This window comes from Cellulomonas sp. NS3 (assembly GCF_024757985.1).
In the GTDB taxonomy this organism is placed as follows: domain Bacteria; phylum Actinomycetota; class Actinomycetes; order Actinomycetales; family Cellulomonadaceae; genus Cellulomonas_A.
In genome coordinates, this window is record NZ_CP103289.1 from 1,663,417 (window position 1) to 1,684,031 (window position 20,615).

Consider the following 20,615-nt stretch of genomic DNA (forward strand, 5'->3'; position numbering starts at 1 on the left):
TCGGTCTCGACGGTGCGTGCCGCGTCACTCCCCGCGCACGTGGCTGTACAGCCAGTCGATCATCACGTCGTTCGAGTAGGTCGGCACCCACGCGAAGTGCGGGTTGACCGGAGTCGTCCCGGCGGTCCACGCGGTGAACAGGGTGTGGCTGCCCTCGGCCTCCGCTCGCTCCCACTGCGCGCGGGCGTTCGCCTCGTTCTCCTCGTCGGGCAGGTTCGCGGCCCACTCGTCGCGCGTCACCGGCGTGCCGGTCGCCTCGATCGCGGCCATGAGGTTCCAGTCGGAGTCGGGGCGGTCGAACAGCACGGTCGCGTCGTCGACCGAGTGCGTCGCCCAGATCGGGATGTCCTTGAGGACCGGCGCCGACACCAGGTCCGCGTAGCCGGTCACCGGCAGCGCCGCCGCGAACAGCTCGGGCCGCTTGGGCAGGATGTCGAACGTCCCCATCGAGCCCATGGAGAGGCCCGTCAGGTACACGCGGTCGGGGTCGACGGGGTAGGTCGCGATGGCGCGGTCCACGAGCTCGAGGAGGGCCGACTGCACACCCGGGACCTCCCACACCGACTGGCCCGGCTCGAGCGGCTGCACCGACGGCGGCGGCGCCTGCGGCACGAGCACGAAGCTGGGGTCGGACGCCTGGCGCGACGGCTTCGCGAACGCGACGCCGAGCTCGTTCGCGAGGAGCTGCGTCGTCCCGTCGGTGCCGCGCTCGCCCGAGCCGTGCAGCGCGACGACGAGCGGGTACAGCGTCGCGTCGGGGCCCTCGCCGCGGCGGTGCCCGTGGTGCGAGCCCGGGGAGCGGTCGCGTGCCGGGGAGTAGAGCCCGTAGCGCAGCAGCACGCCCGACGACCCGGTCGACGCGCGCACCGCGAAGTCGTCCACCACCGGGATCACGACGTCGTCGTTCGCGAGCGCGTCGCCCGTCCCGCGCACGAGCACCCGGCCACGGCGGTCCACGACGTCGTCGAGGACGTCGACGAGGTAGGCGCCCTCGAGCGCGTACCGGTGGTTGAGCGTGCCGTCGTACCAGAGCACCGCGGCGTTCGGGTCGTCGGCGGCCAGCTCGACGACCACGACACGGCCGCGGGCGCGCGGCTCCCCGGGCTGCGCGGTGTCGCTCAGGTACACGTCGGTCACGGTGCGCGGCGCGGTGACGTCGTCGAGCGTGGCCTGCACCGCGAACGCGGCCTCGTCGAGGTCGGTGTACGGCGCGCTCACCGCGCGGTCGAGCTCGAGCGCGACCGCGGTGACGGCTGCCCCGAGCGGACCGACCTCCGCGACCACGTCGACGCCGACCACCGACGCCACACCGCGACCGGCCTGCGGAGCCTGCGCCGCGGTGGCGGGCGACGGCACGACCACCGCTGCGAGGAGCGCGGCCGCTGCGACCGCCGGGACGAGGTGTGCGCGCACGGTCATGGGAGCCCCCGAGGTCGTGGCGCGGTCGCCGTCGACCGCGCGCCCGCCCAGTCAACGATCAGGCGGGACGGGGGTCAACGGACGAAACGGACACCTCGGTGCACGAACGGGCCCCGACGAACTGGTCGCCCGGCCCCCACCGGGGACCGGGCGACCGTCGGTGCGCGGACCGGGGGTCAGCGCGTGGTGTCCGTCCGGCGCTCGTCGACCACGACGTCCGCGTCGGCGCGGTGCGCGCCGCCGGCGGTGTCGGTGCGACGGCCGTCCGTGGGCACGTCCGGGTCGATGCGGTCGGCGCGCCCGAGCTGGTCGTCGAGCTTGGCGCGGGCGCCCTCCGCGTGCTCCGCGCGACGGCGCGCCTCGGCCTGGAGCTCCGCGGCGTCCGCCGCGCGCTGGTCGGCCTCCGCCTGCGCGAGCCGAGCCTCGGCGTCGACGCGAGCCGCCTGGGCCTCGCGGCGCTGGACCTCGACGCGGTCCGCCTCGGCCTTCTCCCGGATCTGGCGCGCCTTGGCGCGCTGCGCCTCGGCCGCTCGCTCGCCGCGCTTGCGCGAGAGCGCGAGCAGCACCACGACGACCACCACCAGCACGACGACGCCGATGATGATCCCGACGGTCTGGCCGTCCATGATTCCTCCTGGGGTCCGAACGGGTGACCTGGCTACCCGACCGCCAACGGGCCGCGGCCGCAACCGGAGGCGGTGCGACGCCCGCGGCGACGACCCCTTCGAGTGACCCGGGCCGCCCCGGGACGTCCGGGTGATTCTGGTCCGGCGTCCAGGTGCACCCGCCCGCGTCGCTCACCGCGGCGCCCGCGGTGCCGAATCGCACACCATGAGCGGGCCTGGGTCGTCGGGGCGGACGCTCGGCTCCCGTCTGTTCGCCACGTACGCCGCTGCGAGCCTGGTGCCGATCGTCGGCATCAGCGCGCTCCTGATCGGTGGTGCGCGCTCCGACGCGCTCAACACCGGGCTGCTCCAGGCCAAGGCGCAGGCGGCCGTCATCCAGCAGATGGCCATCGGCCCGGCCCTGCGCGACGCGCACCTCGACGGCACCGTGCGGGACGAGGCGCTCACCGAGGACGCCGTCCGCCGCCTCGGCGAGTCGACGCAGCTCGCGGTCTTCAACGCCTCGGTCGTGCACCTGCGCGTGCGCGACGAGTCGGGCCGCGTCCTGTTCACCGACGACGGCTCGGACGAGAGCCCGCAGGCGGCGGACTCGCCCGACTTCCGGGCGGCCGTCGCGGGCACCCCGGTCGCGAGCCTCGTCGAGGACGGCGTCGACGGCACCGTCGTGCGGGTCACGCAGCCGATCATCGTGAGCACCGCGGGGCGCGCGAGCGGGGTGCTCGAGGTCGAGCTGCCCTACGAGCCGATCCAGCAGAACCTCGACGCGAGCCTGCGCAGCACCTACGGCCGGCTCGCCGGCGGCCTCCTCGTGCTCTACGTCGTGCTGGCGTCGATCTCCTGGTCGACCACGCGGCGCCTGCGCCAGCACGCCGCCGAGCGCGAGCACGAGGCGACGCACGACCAGCTCACCGGCCTGCCCAACCGTGCGCTCCTGCGCGAGCGCGTCCGGCGGATGACGGACCGCGGGGCCGAGCCGCACGGCGCGCTCGCGCTCGTCGACCTCGACCGGTTCAAGGACGTCAACGACACGCTCGGCCACCACGCCGGCGACGTGCTGCTCGAGGTGGTCGCGCGGCGGCTGCAGGGCGCGCTGCGTCCCGACGACACCGTCGCGCGGATCGGCGGGGACGAGTTCGCGCTCGTCCTGCCGGGCGTGACGACCGCCGACGAGGCGCAGGCGCTGCTCGCGCGCGTCGTCGACGAGCTCGGCGCCGACATCGACCTCGACGGCACCCCCATCCGCATCGACGCCAGCATCGGCGTCGCGCTCAGCCCGCAGCACGGCGCGTCGTTCGCCGAGCTGCTGCGGCACGCGGACGCCGCGATGTACCGCGGCAAGCGCGGCACGTCGAGCGTCGTGATCTACGAGCCCGGGGCCGCCGAGGCGCCGACGGGCCACGGGCTGCTCATGCGCGAGCTCGCCACGGCCCTCGACCGCGACGAGCTGGTGCTGCACTACCAGCCGCAGGTCGACCTCGTGACCGGGCGGGCGGTGGGGCTCGAGGCGCTCGTGCGCTGGCAGCACCCGACGCGCGGGCTGCTGGCGCCGCTCGAGTTCCTGCCGACGCTCGAGCAGTCGCACCTCGTCGACCCGTTCACCGCGTGGGTGCTGCGCCGCGCGCTCGCCGACCGTGCGCGCTGGGCCGAGCTCGGCCGGGACGTGTCCGTCGCGGTCAACGTCTCGCCCCGCAACCTCACCACGGCCGGGCTAGTCGAGACGGTCGCCGAGCTCCTCGAGCGCACGGGCACCCCGGCGGACCGGCTCACGGTCGAGGTGACCGAGAGCGCCTTCGGGACCGAGACCGAGCAGGCCGGCACCGTCCTGCGCGCGCTCGACGACCTCGGGGTGCGGGTCTCCCTCGACGACTTCGGCACCGGGTACACGAGCCTGCGCCAGCTGCGGAGCCTGCCGTTCGCCGAGGTCAAGATCGACCGGGCGTTCGTCGCGGGGGTGGCGTCGCCGGACCCCGACGCCGACCGTGCCGTCGTCGCGTCGGTCGTCGGGCTCGCGCACGGGCTCGGCTGCGTCGTCGTGGCCGAGGGCGTCGAGGACGCCGCCGCGGGCGCGTGGCTCCGCGCCGCCGGCTGCGACGTCGCGCAGGGGTACCACTACGCGCGCCCCGGACCGTGGCCGGACGTGCTCGGTCTCCACGCCGACGCGGACGCCACGGCCGCACCCCGCCCTGCCGGCACGCCGAGCACCGGCAGCACGCCCAGCCCGGACAGCACACCGAGCACCGACAGCACCGAGAACCAGGTGGTAGCGCCATGAGCACCCACGTCCTCCGCCGGGCCGCCGCCGTGGCCGCAGCGGCCCTCGTCGCGCTCGCCCTCGCCGGGTGCACGCCCGAGGCGGCGCCCGAGCCCGAGACGCGGCAGGCCGCGTTCTCCCAGGAGCTCCACGACCGGCTCCCGGCCGAGGTCCGTGACGACAGCACCCTCACGGTCCTGACGTCGGCCGGGTACGCGCCGGTCATGTTCTACGCCGCGGACGGGCGCACGCTCGAGGGCTCGGAGGCGGACCTCGCGGCGGCGCTCGGGCGTGTGCTCGGCGTGGACGTCGAGTTCCTCCCGGCCGAGTTCCCGACGATCCTCGACCGGCTCGCCGCCGGCGAGGCCGACCTCGGCATGTCGGGGATCACCGACACCGTCGAGCGGCAGGCCAAGGTCGACTTCGTCGACTACTTCCGCGCCGGGACGGCGATCCTCGTCCAGCACGGCAACGCGCACGGGATCACGGGGCTCGAGGACCTGTGCGGGCGGCCGGTGTCGGTCGGCGCGGGGACCACGCAGGAGCTGCTCGCCGGCCGGCTCCAGGAGACGTGCGGCGACGAGCCGCTCGCCGTCACGCAGTCGCTCACGGCGGCCGACGCGATGCTCGAGCTGCGCGCGGGCACGGTGCAGGCGACGCTCGTCGACTACCCGCCCGCGGCGCACCTCGCGAGCGACCCGCGCAGCCGCAGCGCGTTCGAGCTCGTGAGCGACGAGCAGCACGAGCCCGCGCCGTTCGGCATCGCGGTGTCGCGCACGAACGCGGGCCTGGCGCCGGTGCTGCAGGACGCCATGAGCGAGGTGCTCGCGTCGGGCGAGTACGAGGACGTGCTGGCCCGGTGGAACCTCCAGGGCGGCGCGGTCACCGAGATCACGCTCAACGCGGGGACGTAGCGGTGCGCGTCCGCCGAGCGGGCGGGGCCGGCGACCGGGCGCCGTAGAGTCGGGGCCGTGCACTGCTCGTACTTCGTGGCGGAGCGATGCCGGTCGTGCACGCTCCTCGACCAGTCGTACCCCGCGCAGCTCGCCGCCAAGCAGGCGCACGCGCAGGCCGTGCTCGGACCGCGCCCGGAGCTCGTCTGGCTCCCGCCGGTCCCGAGCATCGAGGCCGGGTTCCGCAACAAGGCCAAGATGGTCGCGGGTGGCACCGTCGACGCCCCGACGCTCGGGATCCTCGATCCCGAGGGAGCCGGCGTCGACCTGCGCGACTGCCCGCTCTACCCGCCGGCGCTGCACGCGAGCCTGCCGGTGCTCGCGGACTTCGTGGCGCTGGCCCGGCTCACGCCCTACGACGTCGCGCGCCGGACCGGCGAGCTCAAGTACGTGCTCGTGACGCAGTCGCCCGACGACGAGCTGATGGTCCGGTTCGTGCTGCGCTCGCAGGAGTCGGTGACGCGCATGCGCAAGCACCTGCCGAGCCTGCTCGCCGCGCTGCCCCACGCGGTGGTCGTCTCGGTGAACCTGCACCCCGAGCACAAGGCGACGGTCGAGGGCGACCGCGAGATCCTGCTGACCGGCGACGAGACGCTGCGCATGCGCGTCAACGGGTTCGACCTGCACCTGCGCCCGCAGAGCTTCTTCCAGACGAACACCGAGGTCGCCGCGGCGCTGTACCGGCAGGCGCGCGACTGGGTCGACGAGCGCGCGCCCGCGACGGTCTGGGACCTGTACTGCGGCGTCGGCGGCTTCGCTCTGCACGTGGCGGCGCCGGGCCGCACGGTGACCGGGATCGAGACGAGCGTCGAGGCGGTCGCGAGCGCCGAGGTCAGCGCGCGCCAGGCCGGCCTCGACGGCACGCGGTTCCTCGCGGGGGACGCGACGGCGTTCGCGCTCGGGTCGGGCGGGGCCGACGGCGCCGACGGCGCTCCGGACGTCGTGATCGTGAACCCGCCGCGGCGGGGCCTCGGGCCGGAGCTCGCCCGCTGGCTCGAGCGCTCGCCCGTGCGCAGCGTCGTGTACTCGAGCTGCCACTCGGGGTCGCTCGCGCGCGACCTCGCCGAGATGCCGTCGCTCGTCCCCGTCCGCGGGCGGGTGCTCGACATGTTCCCGCAGACGATGCACTACGAGGTCGTCACGCTGCTCGAACGCCGGTAGGACGGCGCCAGGGGGGCCAGGGCCGACGGTGGTGCGGCGGCGTGCCGTGTCCCCGGTCCGTGGTGGACTTCACCCGGGCGGGGGCGACGAGCGGGAGAGCGGGCATGACCTACGAGTTCGACGCGGAGCTGTGGCTGTGGCAGTCGCGCAGCGACAGCTGGACGTTCGTGAGCCTGCCCACGGACGTCGCGGACGAGGTGCTCGACGTCGCCGGCGGTCGCGCGCGCGGCTTCGGGTCGCTCCGCGTCGAGGTCACCGTCGGCGCGACGACGTGGCGGACGTCGATCTTCCCGGACTCGGGCCGCAAGACGTACGTCCTGCCGGTCAAGAAGGCGGTCCGCACGGCGGAGGGGCTCAACGCGGGGTCGACCGCACGCGTGCACCTCGTGGTCCTCGACGCCTGAGCACGGGACGTCCCGGCACCGCCCGGCGGTCCTCGTCCGTCCCGTCCCGCACGTCCCGCACGACCTCCCGCCGCAGGGCGACCACGACGACGAACGGCCACAGCGCCTGCGCCCCGGCGACGAGCCGCTCGGTGAGCCCGGTCGCGGCTCCGCCGTCGGGCGTCACGCCCTGCAGCTCGGCGACGAAGACCACGAGCAGCCCCGTGAGGACCCCGGCGGCACCGAGCGCGACCGCGCGCCGGCGCACACCGACCGCACCCGGGCGCCACGCGGCCGCCGGCCAGAGCGCGAGCGCGCCGAAGCCGATCCCCGCCGCGACGCCGTGCGGGTGGGAGAACGCGTCGACGGGGAGCGCCGCGACCGCGAGGGTCGCCAGCCCGCCGACGGCGTGCAGGGTGCGGGCGAGCCGGGGGAGCGGCCGCAGGCCGGCGGCGGTGACGACGTGCGCGACGCCGGTGAGCGCGAGCCCGGCGGTCATGATCCAGGGCGCGGTGACGTCCGCGGCGGCGAGCGCGCTGATCGTCTCCCGCACCGGGTCGAAGTCGTCCTGCACGGCAGCGGCGAGCGTCCACCCGCCGATCATCCCGACCGGGGCGGCGAGCGCGGAGACGAGCGCCCAGCGGGGGACGGGCGGCCGGTCGGTGGGTCGCGGGGTGGGCATGCTCGGACGGTACGCAGGCGCGGCGCCCCGTGCCCGCCCGCCCGGGGTGAACCCGCGGCTCCCGTCCCCCGCCGGTCGGTTCGCCCGCGGCGTCCGGGCCGGACCCGTCGCGGTGGACCCCGCGGCGTCCTCGTCCTCGGGTGCGCGGTCAGCGCCCGGCCACGCCCGTCCCGCCCCCGGACTGCCACGCGGCCGACGCCGCCTCGACGGTCAGGCGGAAGAGCTCGGGGTAGGTCGTGCGCAGGCCCTGCGCGGTCACTGCGAGCCCGTCCGCGCCGAGCGCACGGTTCGCCCGGCGGGACGAGCGCGCGATCGTCGTGAGCGTGAGCCGGTCCCACACGTCGTCGGCGACCCGCAGGACCAGGACGTGCTGGCCCGAGTGCGTCCACGTCGAGATCTCGAGCACGTCGGCCCACGGCACGGTCTCGCGGGCGATCCGCACGTCACGGAAGCCCTCCGGCGAGACGGTCACGACCGCGCCGCGCTGCACGAGCGCGCGCCGGACCCACACGGCCCCGCAGGCGCCGAAGAACAGCGCGCCGACCCAGCCGACGACCACCACGACGACGCCCTCGCCGACCAGCGCGAGCGCCGCCGAGGCGGCGGTCATGAGCGCGCTGAGCAGGGTGAGACCCAGGGTCCGGCCCGGGGACGTGCCGATCTCGACGGTCGGGCCGGCGGGCGTGGTCACGCGGTCTCCTGGGCGTCGGCCGCCGGGCGCTCGGTGGCGCGGGCGGCGGCGGGGTGCGGGGGCACGGGCGGTGTGCCGGGTGCCGGGGCTCGGGCGGGCAGCGGGCCCGTCAGTGCGCGTCGCCCGGCGCGCGCACCTCGACGTGCACCGTCCACGTCACGGGGATGCCGGGCTCGAGCAGCTGGGCGCGGCCGTCGTCGCGGGACGCACTGAGCGCCTCGCGGGCGCCCGTCGCGGGCTCGAGCGCCACGACGCGCTCGCGCGAGAACATGCCGGCGTCGACCCAGAGCGCCAGGTACGGCACGGCGGCGGCGTCCCACGAGAGCCGGAGCACCGACCCGTCGGCCGCGCGCACGCCCGCCCAGGAGGCCGGGGTCTGCGGCGCGACCCAGATCTTGAGCGCCTCGCCCGCCTCGACGTGCTCGGCGTCGGCGAGCTCGGGGGTCCACGGTGCCCGCCCGTCGAGCCCGTACACGCCGTCGACGTGGGTCGCGTCCGCGGGGAGCTCGATGCGCGCGCCGGGGCCGGGGGCGAGCTGGGGGTGCGCGGCCCACTGGAACGGCACCGGCTCCGTGCCGAGCGCCTCCGCGGTGTAGACCAGCGCGAGCCCGGTCGCGGTCGGCTCGGTGCGGCGCGTGAACCGGTACGGCAGCAGCCGGCTCTCGAACCCCCACGACCCGTCGTCCTGCGCGGTCCACGGCGTCGTCCAGGCCTCGCCGTGGTCGGGGAGCGCGACGCCGTCGAGCACGTCCGCGTCGACGTTCGGGACGCACTCGTCCCACCCGCACATCTCCGCGTCGGTGAACGACGCCGGGCCGCGCGCGGGCGGCGGCACGTCCGGGCCGGGACCGAGCAACCACTCGCGCCCGGAGGCGTCCCGCAGCGACGCGATCTTGGCGCCGCGGCCGGGCACGACCACCGCGACGAGCCCCCCGCCGCCGGTCACCTGCACCGCCGGCTCGCCGTGCCAGGTGGTCGTCGACTCGTGCGTGCGTGTCACCGTGCTGGTCTACCAGATCGCCCGGGCCCCGCGGGCGGTGGTTCGTGTCGTGGCGACGCCGGACCGCCCGCGACCTACGCTGCCCGGATGGACTGCGACGTCGTGGTGGTCGGTGCCGGGATCGCGGGCCTCGAGTGCGCCCGGACCCTGCACGAGCGGGGTCTGCGCGTCGTGGTGCTCGAGGCCGCGCACGAGGTCGGGGGGCGCATCCGGTCCGAGCGCGTCGACGGCTTCACGGTCGACCGCGGCTTCCAGGTGCTCAACCCGGCCTACCCGGCAGTCCGTGCCCGCGTCGACGTCCCCGCGCTCGACCTGCGTCCGCTCCTGCCGGGCGTCGCGGTGCGGCGCGACGACGGCCTCGCGCTGCTGGCCGACCCGCGCCGCGCGCCGCGCCTGCTGCGCGCGACCCTCGGCAGCGGGTACGTGCGCCCGCGCGAGCTCGTCGCGCTCGCGCGCTGGGCCGCGCCCGCGCTCGGGCCGGTGCGCCGGTTGCTGAGCGCGCCGGACGACGCCTGGGGGCGCTCGCTCGACGCGCACGCGGCCGACGGGCGCGTGCGGCGCGAGGTCCTCGAGCCGTTCCTCGCGGGGGTGCTCGCGGAGGACGACGGCTCGTCGTCGACCCGGTTCGTGCGGCTGCTGGTGCGCATGTTCCTGCTCGGGACGCCGGGCGTGCCCGCCGCCGGCATGGGCGCGTTCCCCGCGCAGCTCGCCCGCGGCCTGCCGGACGTCCGGCTCGGGCACGGCGTCGAGCGGGTCGAGGCGGTCGCGGGCGGCCACCGCGTCCGCACCGCCGCCGGGTCGCTGACCGCGCGGGCCGCCGTGGTCGCGACGGACGCGCCGTCGGCCGCGACGCTGACCGGCGTCGCGGTGCCCGCCATGAAGGGGCTGGTCACGTGGTGGTACGCGACCGACGAGCCGCCGGGCGCCGAGCCGGTCGTCGTCGTGGACGGGCGCCGCCGCGGCCCGGTGGTCAACGCGGCGGTGATGAGCGCCGCCGCGCCGTCGTACGCCCCCGCGGGCCAGAGCCTCGTCCAGGTGACCGCGCTGCTGCGGGGCACCGCGCCCGACGAGGCGGACGTGCGCCGCCAGGCCGGGGAGATGTTCGGTGTCGGCACGTCCGGCTGGCGCGAGGTCGCGCGCCACGAGATCCCGGCGGCGCTCCCCGTGCAGCCCGCGCCGCTCTCCACCCGGCGCCCCGCGCACCTCGGCGACGCGCTGTTCGTCTGCGGGGACCACCGCGACACCGCGTCGTCGCAGGGTGCTCTCGTCTCGGGCCGCCGGACCGGTGCGGCGGTCGTGCGCGTGCTCCGGGGGCCGGCGCGCTGAGCGCCCGCCGCGCGGCCCGTCCCGCACTCTCCCGGGGCACCCGGTCACGCGTCGCCGCAGCGCCTCAGGCGTCCGACGTCGCGCGAGCGCCCGCGGCAGCGATCGACCGGCGACCGCTCGGCAGGGCCATCGCGAGCCCGACGACCGCGAACAGCGCGATCCCCGCCGCGACCAGCAGCTGCTCGACGCGGAAGCGGTCGGCGAGCGGCCCGAACACCGCCATGCCGACCGGCATCGCGAGGGCCATGACGATGCCGACGAACCCGAACACCCGGCCCTGCATCTCGGGCTCGACCGTCTCCTGCAGCACCGTCGTGGACGGGGTCGAGAAGAACGGCACCGCGAGCCCGAGCGCGAACATCAGGCTGAAGAACACCCACATGTTCGTCGACAGGCCCATCGCGACCGAGAGCACCCCGAAGACGAGCGTCGAGCGCAGCAGCAGCGCCATCCGGTTCGCGTTCGCGGCCCAGGCGGCGACCGCACCGCCGCCGAGCATCATCCCGACGCTGAACGCGACCTCGTTGACGGTGAGCTTCCAGACCTCGTCGCCGAACGTCCGCACGACCATGAGCGGCGTCAGGTACGAGGGCGCGACGATGAGCACGAACACGACGGCGAAGAGCCCGAGCACCCAGCGCACGAACGCGTGGTGCGCGACGTACCGGAAGCCGGCGACGAGGTCGTCGAAGTACCCGACGGGTGCGTCGGCGTCCGAGCGCACCAGGCGCGGCACCCGGATCGTGAGCAGCAGCGCGATCCCGACGACCGCGGTCACGACGTCGACGAAGAAGATCGCGACGATGTCCCAGCCCGCGTAGAGGGCAGCGGCGGCGGCCGGCGCGAGCAGCATGAGCGCCGCCTGGATGGTGCCGTTGATCCCGTTGACGCGCATGAGCCTGCTGGTGGGGACGATCTGCGGCAGGAGGGCGCCGACCGCGGGCGTCTGGATGCCCGCCCCCGCGGAGCGGATGGCCAGCGTCAGGTAGATGAGCCAGAGGTCGTCGGCGCCGGCCATCATGAGCAGCGCGAGCGCGAGGGTCGTGACGGCGATCGTCGCGTCCGCCCCGATGATCAGGGCCCGGCGGTCGAGCCGGTCGGCCCACACGCCCCCGAACACCGACACGACGGCCTGCGGCAGGAACCCCACGACCGACGACACCGCCAGCACGGTGCCCGACTGCGTCGTGAGGGTCAGGTGCCACATCACCGCGTACTGCACGAGCATCGAGCCGAGCAGCGACACGGTCTGGCCCGTGAGGAAGACCGTGACGTCGCGCCGCCAGCCGGGCCGCTCCGCCTCGGCCGTCGCAGGGTCCGCCTCGGCCACCGCCGGGCCGCCCGGCGGTGCGGCGCCGTCGTGCGGGCCGGGCGTCCCGCGCTCGGGGCCTGCGCTGTCCTGGGGCGGCGTCGTGGTCACCCGCCCCATCGTGGAGACCGGGGACGGGGGAGTCCAGCGGTTTCGCTCGCGGGCCTGCTCGGGGTCAGCGGGGGACCAGACCGCCGCCGACCCACGCCCGGATCGCCGCGACGTCCGCGGGGCTGAGCTCCATGCGCGCACCTCGGCACAGCCCGACGACGTTGTCCGCCCACGTCTGCGCGAGCTCGACCGCGCTCGGCCTCGTGGTCAGGTCGAGGCCCGCGAACAGCACGCCCGAGATCACGGTGTTGACGGATGCGCGGCCGATCGCCTCGCCCGCCGCCTGGCACGCGTCGCGCACGCGTCGGGCCGTCTCGGGACGCACGAACGGCGTCGTGCGCACGTCGTCCGCGAGCGCCGTCAGCAGCACGCGGTAGCGCTCGGCCGGCAGGTTGGGGATGTCGGTGACCTCGACGACCTGGCGCTGCAGCGGGGGCAGGTCGACGCTCTCGGCCGGCTGCAGGTCGGCCTCGCTGAACCGCTTGGGGTCCCACACGAAGCCCGGCGCCGGCTGCGGCGCCGTGCCGAGCTCGGCGACCGACCGCGCGAGCCACCCGAACAGGTCGCCGGCGCCGTCCCACCCGGAGCCGCGCAGCCCGGGGTCGGCCTTCCACGCCGCCTGCGCGACGACGTCACCGGGCAGGGGTCGCTCCGCCGCGCGCACGAGACGCAGGACCGCCTTGCGGGCCGGGCTCGCCGGTGCGCGTCCGCCGCCTCGGCCCGCGGCGGGCGCAGCGGGCTCGGCCCCGGCGACGGCCGCCGCCGGGGCCGGTGCGTCCCCGGCGGGGGCGACGGCGGCCGGGGCGACGAGCTCCGCGGCGGCCGGCGGGGTCACGAGCTCGACGAGCTCGTCGGCCGTGACGACGGTGTCCGCGACGGCGCGGTAGGCGCTCGCGGCGGGGCCGGCCGTGACGATCGTGACGCGCCGGTCGGCGGCCCGGCAGCGCAGCGCGAGCGGCGTGAAGTCGGCGTCGGCGGACAGGATCACGAACTCGTCGTAGCGGGTCTGCGCGCTCAGCGCGTCGACGGCGTCGAGCACGAGGTTGATGTCGGCGCTGCTCTTGCCCTGCTGGGTCAGCGACGGGCAGTCCACGACGCTGAAGCCGGCGCGCGTGAAGTTCGGACGGAACTGCGAGAACACGGACGGGTTCAGGTAGCACGCCCGCACGAGGAACCGGCGCGTGAAGTCGCCGTCGATGTCGCTGCCCTGCTCGAGCGCGCGCAGCCAGTCCCCGGGGTGCGCCGCGAACGCCTCGGCCGCCGCGGGGTCGAGCCGCTGCAGCCCGATGTACACGTTGTCGAAGTCGACGAACAGCGCGCATCGCAGTCGCCGGCCGTTCTCGGTGGTCTCGCTCGTCGTCGTCACCCCGGCATCTTCCCTGCCCAGGGGCAGCGAGCGCACACCCGCGGGTGAGCGGCACACCCGGAGGACCCGGCCCGGCGCCCGGCCCGGGGTCGGACGTGCGTCCTGGACGGGCGGCGGGCGAACGGGCGTGCCATGGTGGAAAAACGATCTCCCGAACCTGCGGACGAGGCGGTGCTGGATGCGAGCGATGGTCTATCGGGGTCCCTACCGGATCCGTGTCGAGGAGAAGGACGTCCCGCCGATCGAGCACCCGAACGACGCCATCGTGCGCGTCACGATGGCGGCGATCTGCGGCTCCGACCTGCATCTCTACCACGGCCTCATGCCGGACACGCGCGTGGGCATGACGTTCGGGCACGAGTTCATCGGCGTCGTCGAGCAGGTCGGCTCGTCGGTGGAGAACCTGCAGGTCGGCGACCGGGTCATGGTGCCGTTCAACGTGTACTGCGGCTCGTGCTTCTTCTGCGCGCGCGGCCTCTACTCGAACTGCCACAACGTCAACCCGAACGCGACGGCGGTGGGCGGCATCTACGGCTACTCGCACACCGCCGGCGGCTACGACGGCGGTCAGGCGGAGTACGTGCGCGTGCCCTTCGCGGACGTCGGGCCCCAGAAGATCCCCGACTGGATCGACGACGAGGACGCGCTCCTGATGACCGACGCGCTCTCGACGGGGTACTTCGGTGCGCAGCTGGGCGACATCCACGAGGGCGACGTCGTCATGGTGCTCGGCGCCGGGCCGGTCGGGCTGTTCGCCGCGAAGTCCGCCTGGCTCATGGGTGCCGGGCGGGTGATCGTCGTCGACCACCTCGAGTACCGGCTCGAGAAGGCGCGCACGTTCGCCCACGCCGAGACGATCAACTTCACCGAGCACGACGACCTGATCGTGCACATGAAGAAGACGACCGACCACCTCGGCGCGGACGTCGTGATCGACGCCGTCGGCGCCGAGGCGGACGGCAGCTTCTTCCAGCACCTGACCGGCTCGCGCCTCAAGCTCCAGGGCGGCTCGCCCATCGCGCTCAACTGGGCGATCGACTCGGTCCGCAAGGGCGGCACGATCTCGGTCATGGGCGCCTACGGGCCCATCTTCAGCGCGGTCAAGTTCGGCGATGCGGTCAACAAGGGGCTCACGCTGCGGATGAACCAGTGCCCGGTCAAGCGCCAGTGGCCCCGGCTGTTCGAGCACATCCGCAACGGCTACCTCAAGCCGAGCGACATCGTCACGCACCGCATCCCGCTCGAGCACATCGCGGAGGGGTACCACATCTTCTCCGCGAAGCTCGACGGCTGCATCAAGCCGATCATCGTCCCGAGCGCGAGCTGAGGAAGGACCTCCCCATGGCCTACACGCCCGAGAAGCCGCCGCTCCCGGAGACGTTCGACGAGCTGCGCGCCCGCATCCCCGGCTGGGGCGTCGACCGGGACCCGCGTGACCGGCCCGCGGTGCCGCGCGAGCGCTTCGACCCGGGGGCCAGCGGTGCGCGCTGGGAGTTCCCCGAGCGCCAGGTCGAGCACACGCCGCGCGAGCGCTCGATCGAGCACGCGTTCGTCACACCGGTGTTCGGCACCTCTGCCCCGCTCAAGGGGCTGTCGGGGGTCATCCGGCGCTACGCGTACGAGAAGTACAGCGAGGCGCGCGCCGCGCACTGGCTGCTCCTCATGGGTGCGGACCGGGTCGACGCCCTGGAGAGCGTCCTGGCGTCGTTCGCCACGCTGCGCCCGGACAACCCGGTGACCGAGACCGGCGTGCTCAGCGAGGCGTCGCACCACCCGGTCGCCTCGCGCCGCGAGGGCAGTCGCGCGGACCTCGGGCACCAGGCGCTCGACCCGCTGCTCAACGCGGTGCCGTGGGTCGTCGGCGGTGCGCTCGCGCTCGGGGGCGTGCGGTCCGTCGTGCGGGCGCTGCGCCGCTGAGCCGGGGCGGGGCGCGGGCCGGCGTCGCCGGGCCGCGGCGGGCTGCTCAGACGGGGTCGGGCTCCGTGCTGATCCGCAGCGCCGCGACGAGCTCGCGGTAGAGGTCGTCGGTCACGAGCAGCTCGGCGTGCGTGCCCGTCGCCCGGACCCGGCCCGCCTCCAGCACGACGATCTGCTGCGCGTCGATCACCGTCGACAGCCGGTGGGCGATCGTCAGCACCGCGTGCTCGCGGCCGACGCCGTCGATGACGTCCTGGACCGCCGCCTCGGTGAGGCCGTCGAGCTGCGCGGTCGCCTCGTCGAGCAGCAGCACGTCCGGCACCCGCACGACCGCGCGCGCGAGGGCGACCCGCTGGCGCTCGCCGCCGGACAGGCTCGTCGCGGACACGACCGTGTCGAGCCCGTCGGCGAGCGAGCGCACGCGGTCGCCGAGCCGGACCGCGTCGAGCGCGCGCCACACCTCGTCGTCGGTCGCGTCCGGGTGGCGGATCACGACGTTCTCCCGGAGCGTCCCGGACAGCAGCGGGGTCTCCTGCTCGACGTACGCGAGCCGCGAGCGCACCGCGTCGATGCTCAGGTCGGTGAACGGCACGCCGTCGAGCCGGAGCGTGCCGCCCGTCGGGTCCACGAACCGCAGCAGCAGCGAGAACGTCGACGTCTTGCCGGCGCCCGACGGCCCGACGATCGCGGTGTGACCGCGGCGCGGCACGGCGAGCGAGAGCTCGTGCACCGCGGGCTCGTCCGCGCCCGGGTAGGTGAGCGTCACCCGGTCGAGCTCGAGCACCGCCGGGGACGCGGCGCCCGCCGGCAGCGCCCCGCCCGCGTGCACGTCCTCGACCTCGATGCCCTCGGTCTCGCGGATCCGCGCGGCCGCTGCGACGCCTGACTGCAGCTGCGTGAACGTCTGGGTCAGCGTCGTGATGGGGTCGATGATGTTGAAGGCGTAGAGCAGGAACGCCACGAGCGTCGAGACGGTGAGCCCGCCGGCGTCGACGCGCCAGGCGCCGATCGCGAGGATCGCGATGATCGCGAGCTGGATGCCGCCGCCCGCGATCGACCACGCGACCGCGGTGATCCACACCGCCCGCACGCTGTGCCGTGCCGACTCCTCGGCCTCGTGCACGATGCGCTCGACCTGACGCTCCTCGGCCCGGCTGGCCTTCACGGTCCGCAGCGCGCGCAGGCTCGTCTCCAGCACCGAGCCGAGCTGCCCCACGGAGGCCTGGGCGGCGCGCTGCGCGACCCCGATCTTCGGCAGGAGCATCCCGAGCAGCACGGCGACCACCACGATGGCCGCGAGGGTGCTGAGCAGCAGCGGCAGGTCGAGCACCGCCATGAGCACGACCGTCCCGACGAGCGAGACGAGGCCGTTGACGAGCTGCACCGCGCTCGACGACGCCGCCTCGCGGAGCAGCACGGTGTCGGAGGTGATGCGCGTGACGAGCTCCCCGGTCGGCCGCTCCGTGACGTCACCGAGCCGGCCGCGCAGGAACCGGTGCACGAGCGAGGTGCGCGCGTCGAGCACGACCTGCTCCGCGAGGCGTCCTAGCAGGACCCACTGCGCGAGCCCGCACACGAGCCCCAGGAGGAGGAGCCCGACGAGGATCCCGACGGGGCGCGAGAGCGAGGCGTCCGTGCCCAGGGTGTCGAGCACCCACTTCGTGGCGAGCGGCATGGCGAGGGTCGCGGCCGTCGCACCGAGGCCGAGCACGATCCCGACCGCGACGACCCGGGCGTGCGGGCGGACGAAGGCCCAGAGGACGCGCAGGTTCTCCCAGCGCAGCGGGACCTTCTCCTCGGTCGCGGTCGCGGTCGCGGTGGCGGTGCCGGCGGCGGCCGGGTCTGCGGCGGCGCCGTCGCCGACGTCCGCGCGGTCGGCGCTCACGACGCCCTCCCCGCGACGCGCGCCGCGACCCCGTCGAGCAGCAGCGCGAGGCCGGTCCGGAACGTCTCGGTCGCCTCCTGCTCGAGGTAGGGCACCGACTCGTCGTCGAGCGTGAACGCGCCCTGGCCGGCGAGGCGGGTGACCGCTGGGAACCGGGTGTCGAAGTCCGTCGCGACCTGCTCGAGCAGGGCCGAGCGCTCGTACCACCACGCGTCCTCGGCGACGCCGGTCGCCGACTCCGCCTGCCGGGTCTCGGCGACGGTCTGCGCGACCCCGCCGACGAGCTGGACGAGCGCGCTCGCGAGCCGGCGCAGGTCCCGCGGGGGCAGCCCTGACCCCTCGACCGCCGCGAGCAGGCCGTCGAGCTGGGCGTACTCGTGGGGTCCGAGCACGGGCCGCGCGGGCGACACCTCGAGCACCCACGGGTGCCGGAGGTAGAAGGCCCACGTCGCCTCCGCCCACGACTCGACGCGCTCCCGCCACGTCGCGCCGGGGTGCGTGCGCGGGAGCTCGGCGTGGACGGCGTCGTGCATGAGGTCGACCAGGACGGCCTTGGTGGGCACGTGCGTGTAGAGCGCCATCGCCGTGCAGCCCAGGCGGTCGCCGACGGCGCGCATCGAGACCCCGGGCAGGCCGCGCTCGTCGGCGAGCGCGATCGCGGCGTCCACGACCGCGTCGACCCCCAGCGGGACGGGGGTCGACGCGCGGCCCGACGGCGGGCCTGCGGTCGCGTCCGGCGGCGCACCACCGGGTGTGGGGGACCGCCACAGGAGAGGCATGGCACGGGCGGCGCTGCCCTGGGATGTGTACACGAGGCTCCTTACGCCGTAAACCGTCGACTATACGGCGTAAAGGTGCGCTGCCGCCAGGGTCAGTCGTCGACGACCGCGGCGGCGGCGGCGGTCGCGAGCAGGAAGAACGACTGCGCCTCCGCCGACGTGCCCGGCCGGTCGAACCGCGGCGCCCCGCACACCGGCGTGACGAACCCGCAGGGGTCGACGCGCGCCCGCGCCGCACCGACCAGCGACCGACCCACGGACGCGTAGGACGCGGGGAGCCAGCCGTCGGCGACGCCCGTGAGCACCGCGTAGGCGAGCATCTGCGCGAGGTTCGTCTCGGGGAACGTCGCCGGGTCCGTCACCACGTCGTGGAAGACGCCGTCCTCGTCCCGGTGCTCGAGGCACGCGTCGATCACCTCCCGGGCGTGCGCGGCCGCGGCGGCTCGGAAGCCGTCGCCGCCACCGGCCACGTCGAGGTCCCCGAGCAGGTGCAGCGCCCGCGCGATCCCCGCGACGACCCAGCCGTTCCCGGTGCCCCACGGCGCGGCGAGCGTCAGCCGGGCCGAGTCCTCGTCCCAGCGCGCCGAGTACAGCCCCGTCGCCTCGTCGAACAGCCGGGCGCGGTGCCCGGCGAGCTGCCGCGCCGCCTCCTCGACCTCGCCCGCGAGCACGAGCAGCGGCAGCACCATGTACACCGAGTCGACCCAGACCTCGCGCGTGCCGACGAGGTGCAGCAGGGTGCCGTCGTCCGCTCGCGGCGCGTCGCGGGCGATCCAGCGGACCTGGCGGTCGAACGCCTCGCGCAGCGTGGCGTCGCCGGTGTGCTGCGCCGCCCGCAGCACCGCCTCGCCGTTCGCCGCGGAGTTCACGATCCCGCCGTCCTCGATCTCGGCGAGCTTGCCCTCGGCCGTCTGGCGCGTCACGGCGTCCCGCGCCACGACCTCGGCCAGGCCGGTCAGCCCGAGGTCGAGCAGCGCGTGGCTCGCGACACCCTGCTCCCACGACTGCCGCTGCATGGCGAGGAGCGCCGCGAGCACGCGCCGCTGGTCGGGGTCGAGCCGCGCCCAGGCCGCCGCGTCGTCGTCCATCAGTCCCCCTCCGTCGCTCGTGCGCCGACTCCTCCGATCCTCGCCGGGACGGGGGCGGGCGGCGCGGCGGCGGCGGGCCGGCGCACGAGACGGAAGAACGCGCGCAGCTCCGCGACGAAGGACTCCGGCTGCTCGAGCGCGGGGAAGTGCCCGCCGCGGGCCGGCTCGCTCCAGTACCGGAGGTCGGTGAACCTGCGCTCGGCCCAGCGCCGCGACGGGCGCTGGTTCTCGCGCGGGTAGACCGTGCCCCCGGCCGGGACGTGCACCGGGTCCGCGCCTGGCACCGTCAGCACCCGGTGCACGTCGTCGATGCTCTCGGCATACAGGCGGGCCGACGACGCGCCCGTCCCCGGGAGCCAGTACAGCATCACGAGGTCGAGGAGCCGGTCGCGCGGGACGACGGCCTCGAGGTGCCCGTCGCCGTCCGTCCACGCCCACAGCTTCTCGAGCACCCAGGCGGCCAGGCCGACGGGGGAGTCGACGAGCGAGTACCCGACGGTCTGCGGGCGCGTGGCGTGCACGCGCGCGTAGCCCGAGTCCTCCTCGCCCTGCCGCAGGCTCTCGAGGGCCGAGCGCTCGGCGTCCGTCAGGTCGTCGAACGTCGCGGGGTCGGGCGCGGCGAGCGGCGGCATCAGGTGGACGCCGGCGACGTGCTCCGGGTCGAGCCGTCCGAGCGCGGCGCTGATGCTCGTGCCCCAGTCGGTGCCCTGCGCGCCGTAGCGGTCGTACCCGAGCCGCGCCATGAGCTCGGCCCAGGCGGCGGCGATCCGCTCGACGCCCCAGCCGGGCCCCGACGGCTTGTCGCTGAACCCGTACCCGGGCAGCGACGGGACCACCACGTGGAAGGCGTCGGCGGCGTCGCCCCCGTGCGCCGGCGGGTCCGTCAGCGGGTCGACGACGTCGAACAGCTCGGCGACCGAGCCGGGCCAGCCGTGGGTGAGCACCACCGGGAACGCGCCCGGGTGCGGCGACCGGACGTGCAGCGCGTGGATGCCCAGGCCGTCGATCTCGGTGCGGACCTGCGGCCAGGCGTTCAGCCGCGCCTCGGTCGCACGCCAGTCGTACGTCTCGAGCCACGTGCGGCAGACGTCCCGCAGGTGGTCGACCGGCACGCCCTGCGCCCAGCCGTCCGCCGTGGCGGGCTCCGGGAAGCGGGCGCGCCGCAGCCGGTCGGCGAGGTCGTCGAGCTGCTCCTGCGGGACGTCGACCCGGAACGGGACCAGGCGGCGGCTCACGGGGACGCGGGCGGGTTCTCGGCCAGCCACCGGCGGCGCAGCGTCACGGGTGCGCGCACGAGCCACGCATCCGTCACGACCTCGGCGAGCTCGTCCGGGTCCAGCGCGTCTACCCGCCCGAGCACGAGCGGGTAGCCGTCGAAGTGCGGCGTGGTGAACCAGACCTCCGGCTCGCTCGCGAGCAGCGCCTCCTTCGCGCCGAGGTCCTCGACCCAGGCGCCGAGCGGGGCGTCGACCGGCGCGAGGTCGCCGAGCGCGGCGCGGTCCGCGGCGCGCAACGGCCGCTCGAACACGAAGGCCCGGCCGCGCACGGACCAGTGGCGCTCGGGCTGCTCGGTCGTCTCCGGCAGCGTCCCGGCGCAGCGGCGCACGTCCGCCCAGGTGGCCATGGACCGACCGTACGCCGGGCCACCGACACGCCCCCGGCCGGACG

19 protein-coding genes are annotated in these 20,615 nt (G+C 75.6%); 7 read left to right on the plus strand and 12 right to left on the minus strand.

Translation table 11 applies throughout. From position 1 onward, the window contains the following. Positions 1-24 precede the first annotated feature (24 nt). Complete coding sequence (locus tag NXY84_RS07640) at positions 25-1,419, minus strand: prolyl oligopeptidase family serine peptidase (RefSeq protein WP_258726505.1); 1,395 nt, start codon at positions 1,417-1,419, stop codon at positions 25-27. Positions 1,420-1,595: 176 nt separating this feature from the next. Further along, positions 1,596-2,045: a hypothetical protein gene (locus tag NXY84_RS07645; protein ID WP_258726506.1), complete on the minus strand. Its 450-nt coding sequence runs from the start codon at positions 2,043-2,045 to the stop codon at positions 1,596-1,598. Positions 2,046-2,250: 205 nt separating this feature from the next. Between NXY84_RS07645 and NXY84_RS07650 the strand changes: the two genes are divergently transcribed. From NXY84_RS07650 to NXY84_RS07665, 4 genes are all read left to right on the plus strand, one after another. Further along, positions 2,251-4,317: a putative bifunctional diguanylate cyclase/phosphodiesterase gene (locus NXY84_RS07650; RefSeq protein WP_258726507.1), complete on the plus strand. Its 2,067-nt coding sequence runs from the start codon at positions 2,251-2,253 to the stop codon at positions 4,315-4,317. Beyond that, complete coding sequence (locus NXY84_RS07655; protein WP_258726508.1) at positions 4,314-5,210, plus strand: ABC transporter substrate-binding protein; 897 nt, start codon at positions 4,314-4,316, stop codon at positions 5,208-5,210. The genes NXY84_RS07650 and NXY84_RS07655 overlap by 4 nt, the downstream gene beginning before the upstream one ends. 57 nt (positions 5,211-5,267) lie before the next feature. Next, positions 5,268-6,410 carry a 23S rRNA (uracil(747)-C(5))-methyltransferase RlmC gene (gene rlmC / locus NXY84_RS07660; RefSeq protein WP_258726509.1) on the plus strand — a complete coding sequence of 381 codons (1,143 nt, stop codon included), beginning with the start codon at positions 5,268-5,270 and terminating at the stop codon, positions 6,408-6,410. A gap of 104 nt (positions 6,411-6,514) precedes the next feature. Beyond that, complete coding sequence (locus NXY84_RS07665; RefSeq protein ID WP_258726510.1) at positions 6,515-6,814, plus strand: DUF1905 domain-containing protein; 300 nt, start codon at positions 6,515-6,517, stop codon at positions 6,812-6,814. Here the strand turns inward: NXY84_RS07665 and NXY84_RS07670 are convergent. The 3 genes from NXY84_RS07670 to NXY84_RS07680 all read right to left on the minus strand — a co-directional run bounded on the left by NXY84_RS07670 (position 6,765) and on the right by NXY84_RS07680 (position 9,166). Beyond that, positions 6,765-7,475, minus strand: a complete 711-nt coding sequence (locus NXY84_RS07670; protein WP_258726511.1) for a DUF998 domain-containing protein — start codon at positions 7,473-7,475, stop codon at positions 6,765-6,767. The genes NXY84_RS07665 and NXY84_RS07670 overlap by 50 nt on opposite strands. Positions 7,476-7,623: 148 nt before the next feature. Further along, positions 7,624-8,166, minus strand: a complete 543-nt coding sequence (locus NXY84_RS07675; RefSeq protein WP_258726512.1) for an STM3941 family protein — start codon at positions 8,164-8,166, stop codon at positions 7,624-7,626. A gap of 109 nt (positions 8,167-8,275) precedes the next feature. Further along, on the minus strand, positions 8,276-9,166 hold the full coding sequence (locus NXY84_RS07680; protein WP_258726513.1) for a hypothetical protein: 891 nt from the start codon (positions 9,164-9,166) through the stop codon (positions 8,276-8,278). A gap of 87 nt (positions 9,167-9,253) precedes the next feature. Between NXY84_RS07680 and NXY84_RS07685 the strand changes: the two genes are divergently transcribed. Further along, positions 9,254-10,492 carry an FAD-dependent oxidoreductase gene (locus NXY84_RS07685; RefSeq protein ID WP_258726514.1) on the plus strand — a complete coding sequence of 413 codons (1,239 nt, stop codon included), beginning with the start codon at positions 9,254-9,256 and terminating at the stop codon, positions 10,490-10,492. Positions 10,493-10,556: 64 nt separating this feature from the next. Here the strand turns inward: NXY84_RS07685 and NXY84_RS07690 are convergent, their stop codons facing one another. Continuing rightward, positions 10,557-11,912: an MFS transporter gene (locus NXY84_RS07690; protein ID WP_309485066.1), complete on the minus strand. Its 1,356-nt coding sequence runs from the start codon at positions 11,910-11,912 to the stop codon at positions 10,557-10,559. Between the two features lie 64 nt (positions 11,913-11,976). Beyond that, complete coding sequence (locus tag NXY84_RS07695; RefSeq protein ID WP_258726515.1) at positions 11,977-13,278, minus strand: NYN domain-containing protein; 1,302 nt, start codon at positions 13,276-13,278, stop codon at positions 11,977-11,979. A gap of 178 nt (positions 13,279-13,456) precedes the next feature. On the opposite strand from NXY84_RS07695, the gene NXY84_RS07700 reads away from it, so the two are divergent. Both NXY84_RS07700 and NXY84_RS07705 read left to right on the plus strand, forming a co-directional pair. After that, positions 13,457-14,605, plus strand: a complete 1,149-nt coding sequence (locus tag NXY84_RS07700) for a zinc-dependent alcohol dehydrogenase (protein ID WP_258726516.1) — start codon at positions 13,457-13,459, stop codon at positions 14,603-14,605. Between the two features lie 14 nt (positions 14,606-14,619). Then, a complete protein-coding gene (locus tag NXY84_RS07705) occupies positions 14,620-15,195 on the plus strand; it encodes a hypothetical protein (RefSeq protein WP_258726517.1) in 576 nt (191 codons plus the stop codon). 46 nt (positions 15,196-15,241) lie between these two features. Here NXY84_RS07705 and NXY84_RS07710 read toward each other — a convergent pair whose 3' ends face one another. Genes NXY84_RS07710 through NXY84_RS07730 form a run of 5 tightly spaced genes read right to left on the minus strand, consistent with a single transcriptional unit; the run spans position 15,242 to position 20,571 of the window. Further along, positions 15,242-17,080 (minus strand): ABC transporter ATP-binding protein, encoded by a 1,839-nt coding sequence (locus NXY84_RS07710; protein ID WP_258726518.1) that lies wholly within the window; start codon positions 17,078-17,080, stop codon positions 15,242-15,244. After that, positions 17,077-17,892: a TetR/AcrR family transcriptional regulator gene (locus tag NXY84_RS07715; protein ID WP_258726519.1), complete on the minus strand. Its 816-nt coding sequence runs from the start codon at positions 17,890-17,892 to the stop codon at positions 17,077-17,079. The genes NXY84_RS07710 and NXY84_RS07715 overlap by 4 nt, the downstream gene beginning before the upstream one ends. Before the next feature lie 59 nt (positions 17,893-17,951). Then, on the minus strand, positions 17,952-18,947 hold the full coding sequence (locus NXY84_RS07720; RefSeq protein WP_258726520.1) for a glycoside hydrolase family 88 protein: 996 nt from the start codon (positions 18,945-18,947) through the stop codon (positions 17,952-17,954). Then, positions 18,947-20,182 carry an epoxide hydrolase family protein gene (locus tag NXY84_RS07725; RefSeq protein WP_258726521.1) on the minus strand — a complete coding sequence of 412 codons (1,236 nt, stop codon included), beginning with the start codon at positions 20,180-20,182 and terminating at the stop codon, positions 18,947-18,949. Before NXY84_RS07725 ends, NXY84_RS07720 begins: the two co-directional genes overlap by 1 nt. Further along, a complete protein-coding gene (locus NXY84_RS07730; protein ID WP_258726522.1) occupies positions 20,179-20,571 on the minus strand; it encodes an MmcQ/YjbR family DNA-binding protein in 393 nt (130 codons plus the stop codon). The genes NXY84_RS07725 and NXY84_RS07730 overlap by 4 nt, the downstream gene beginning before the upstream one ends. Positions 20,572-20,615 lie beyond the last annotated feature (44 nt).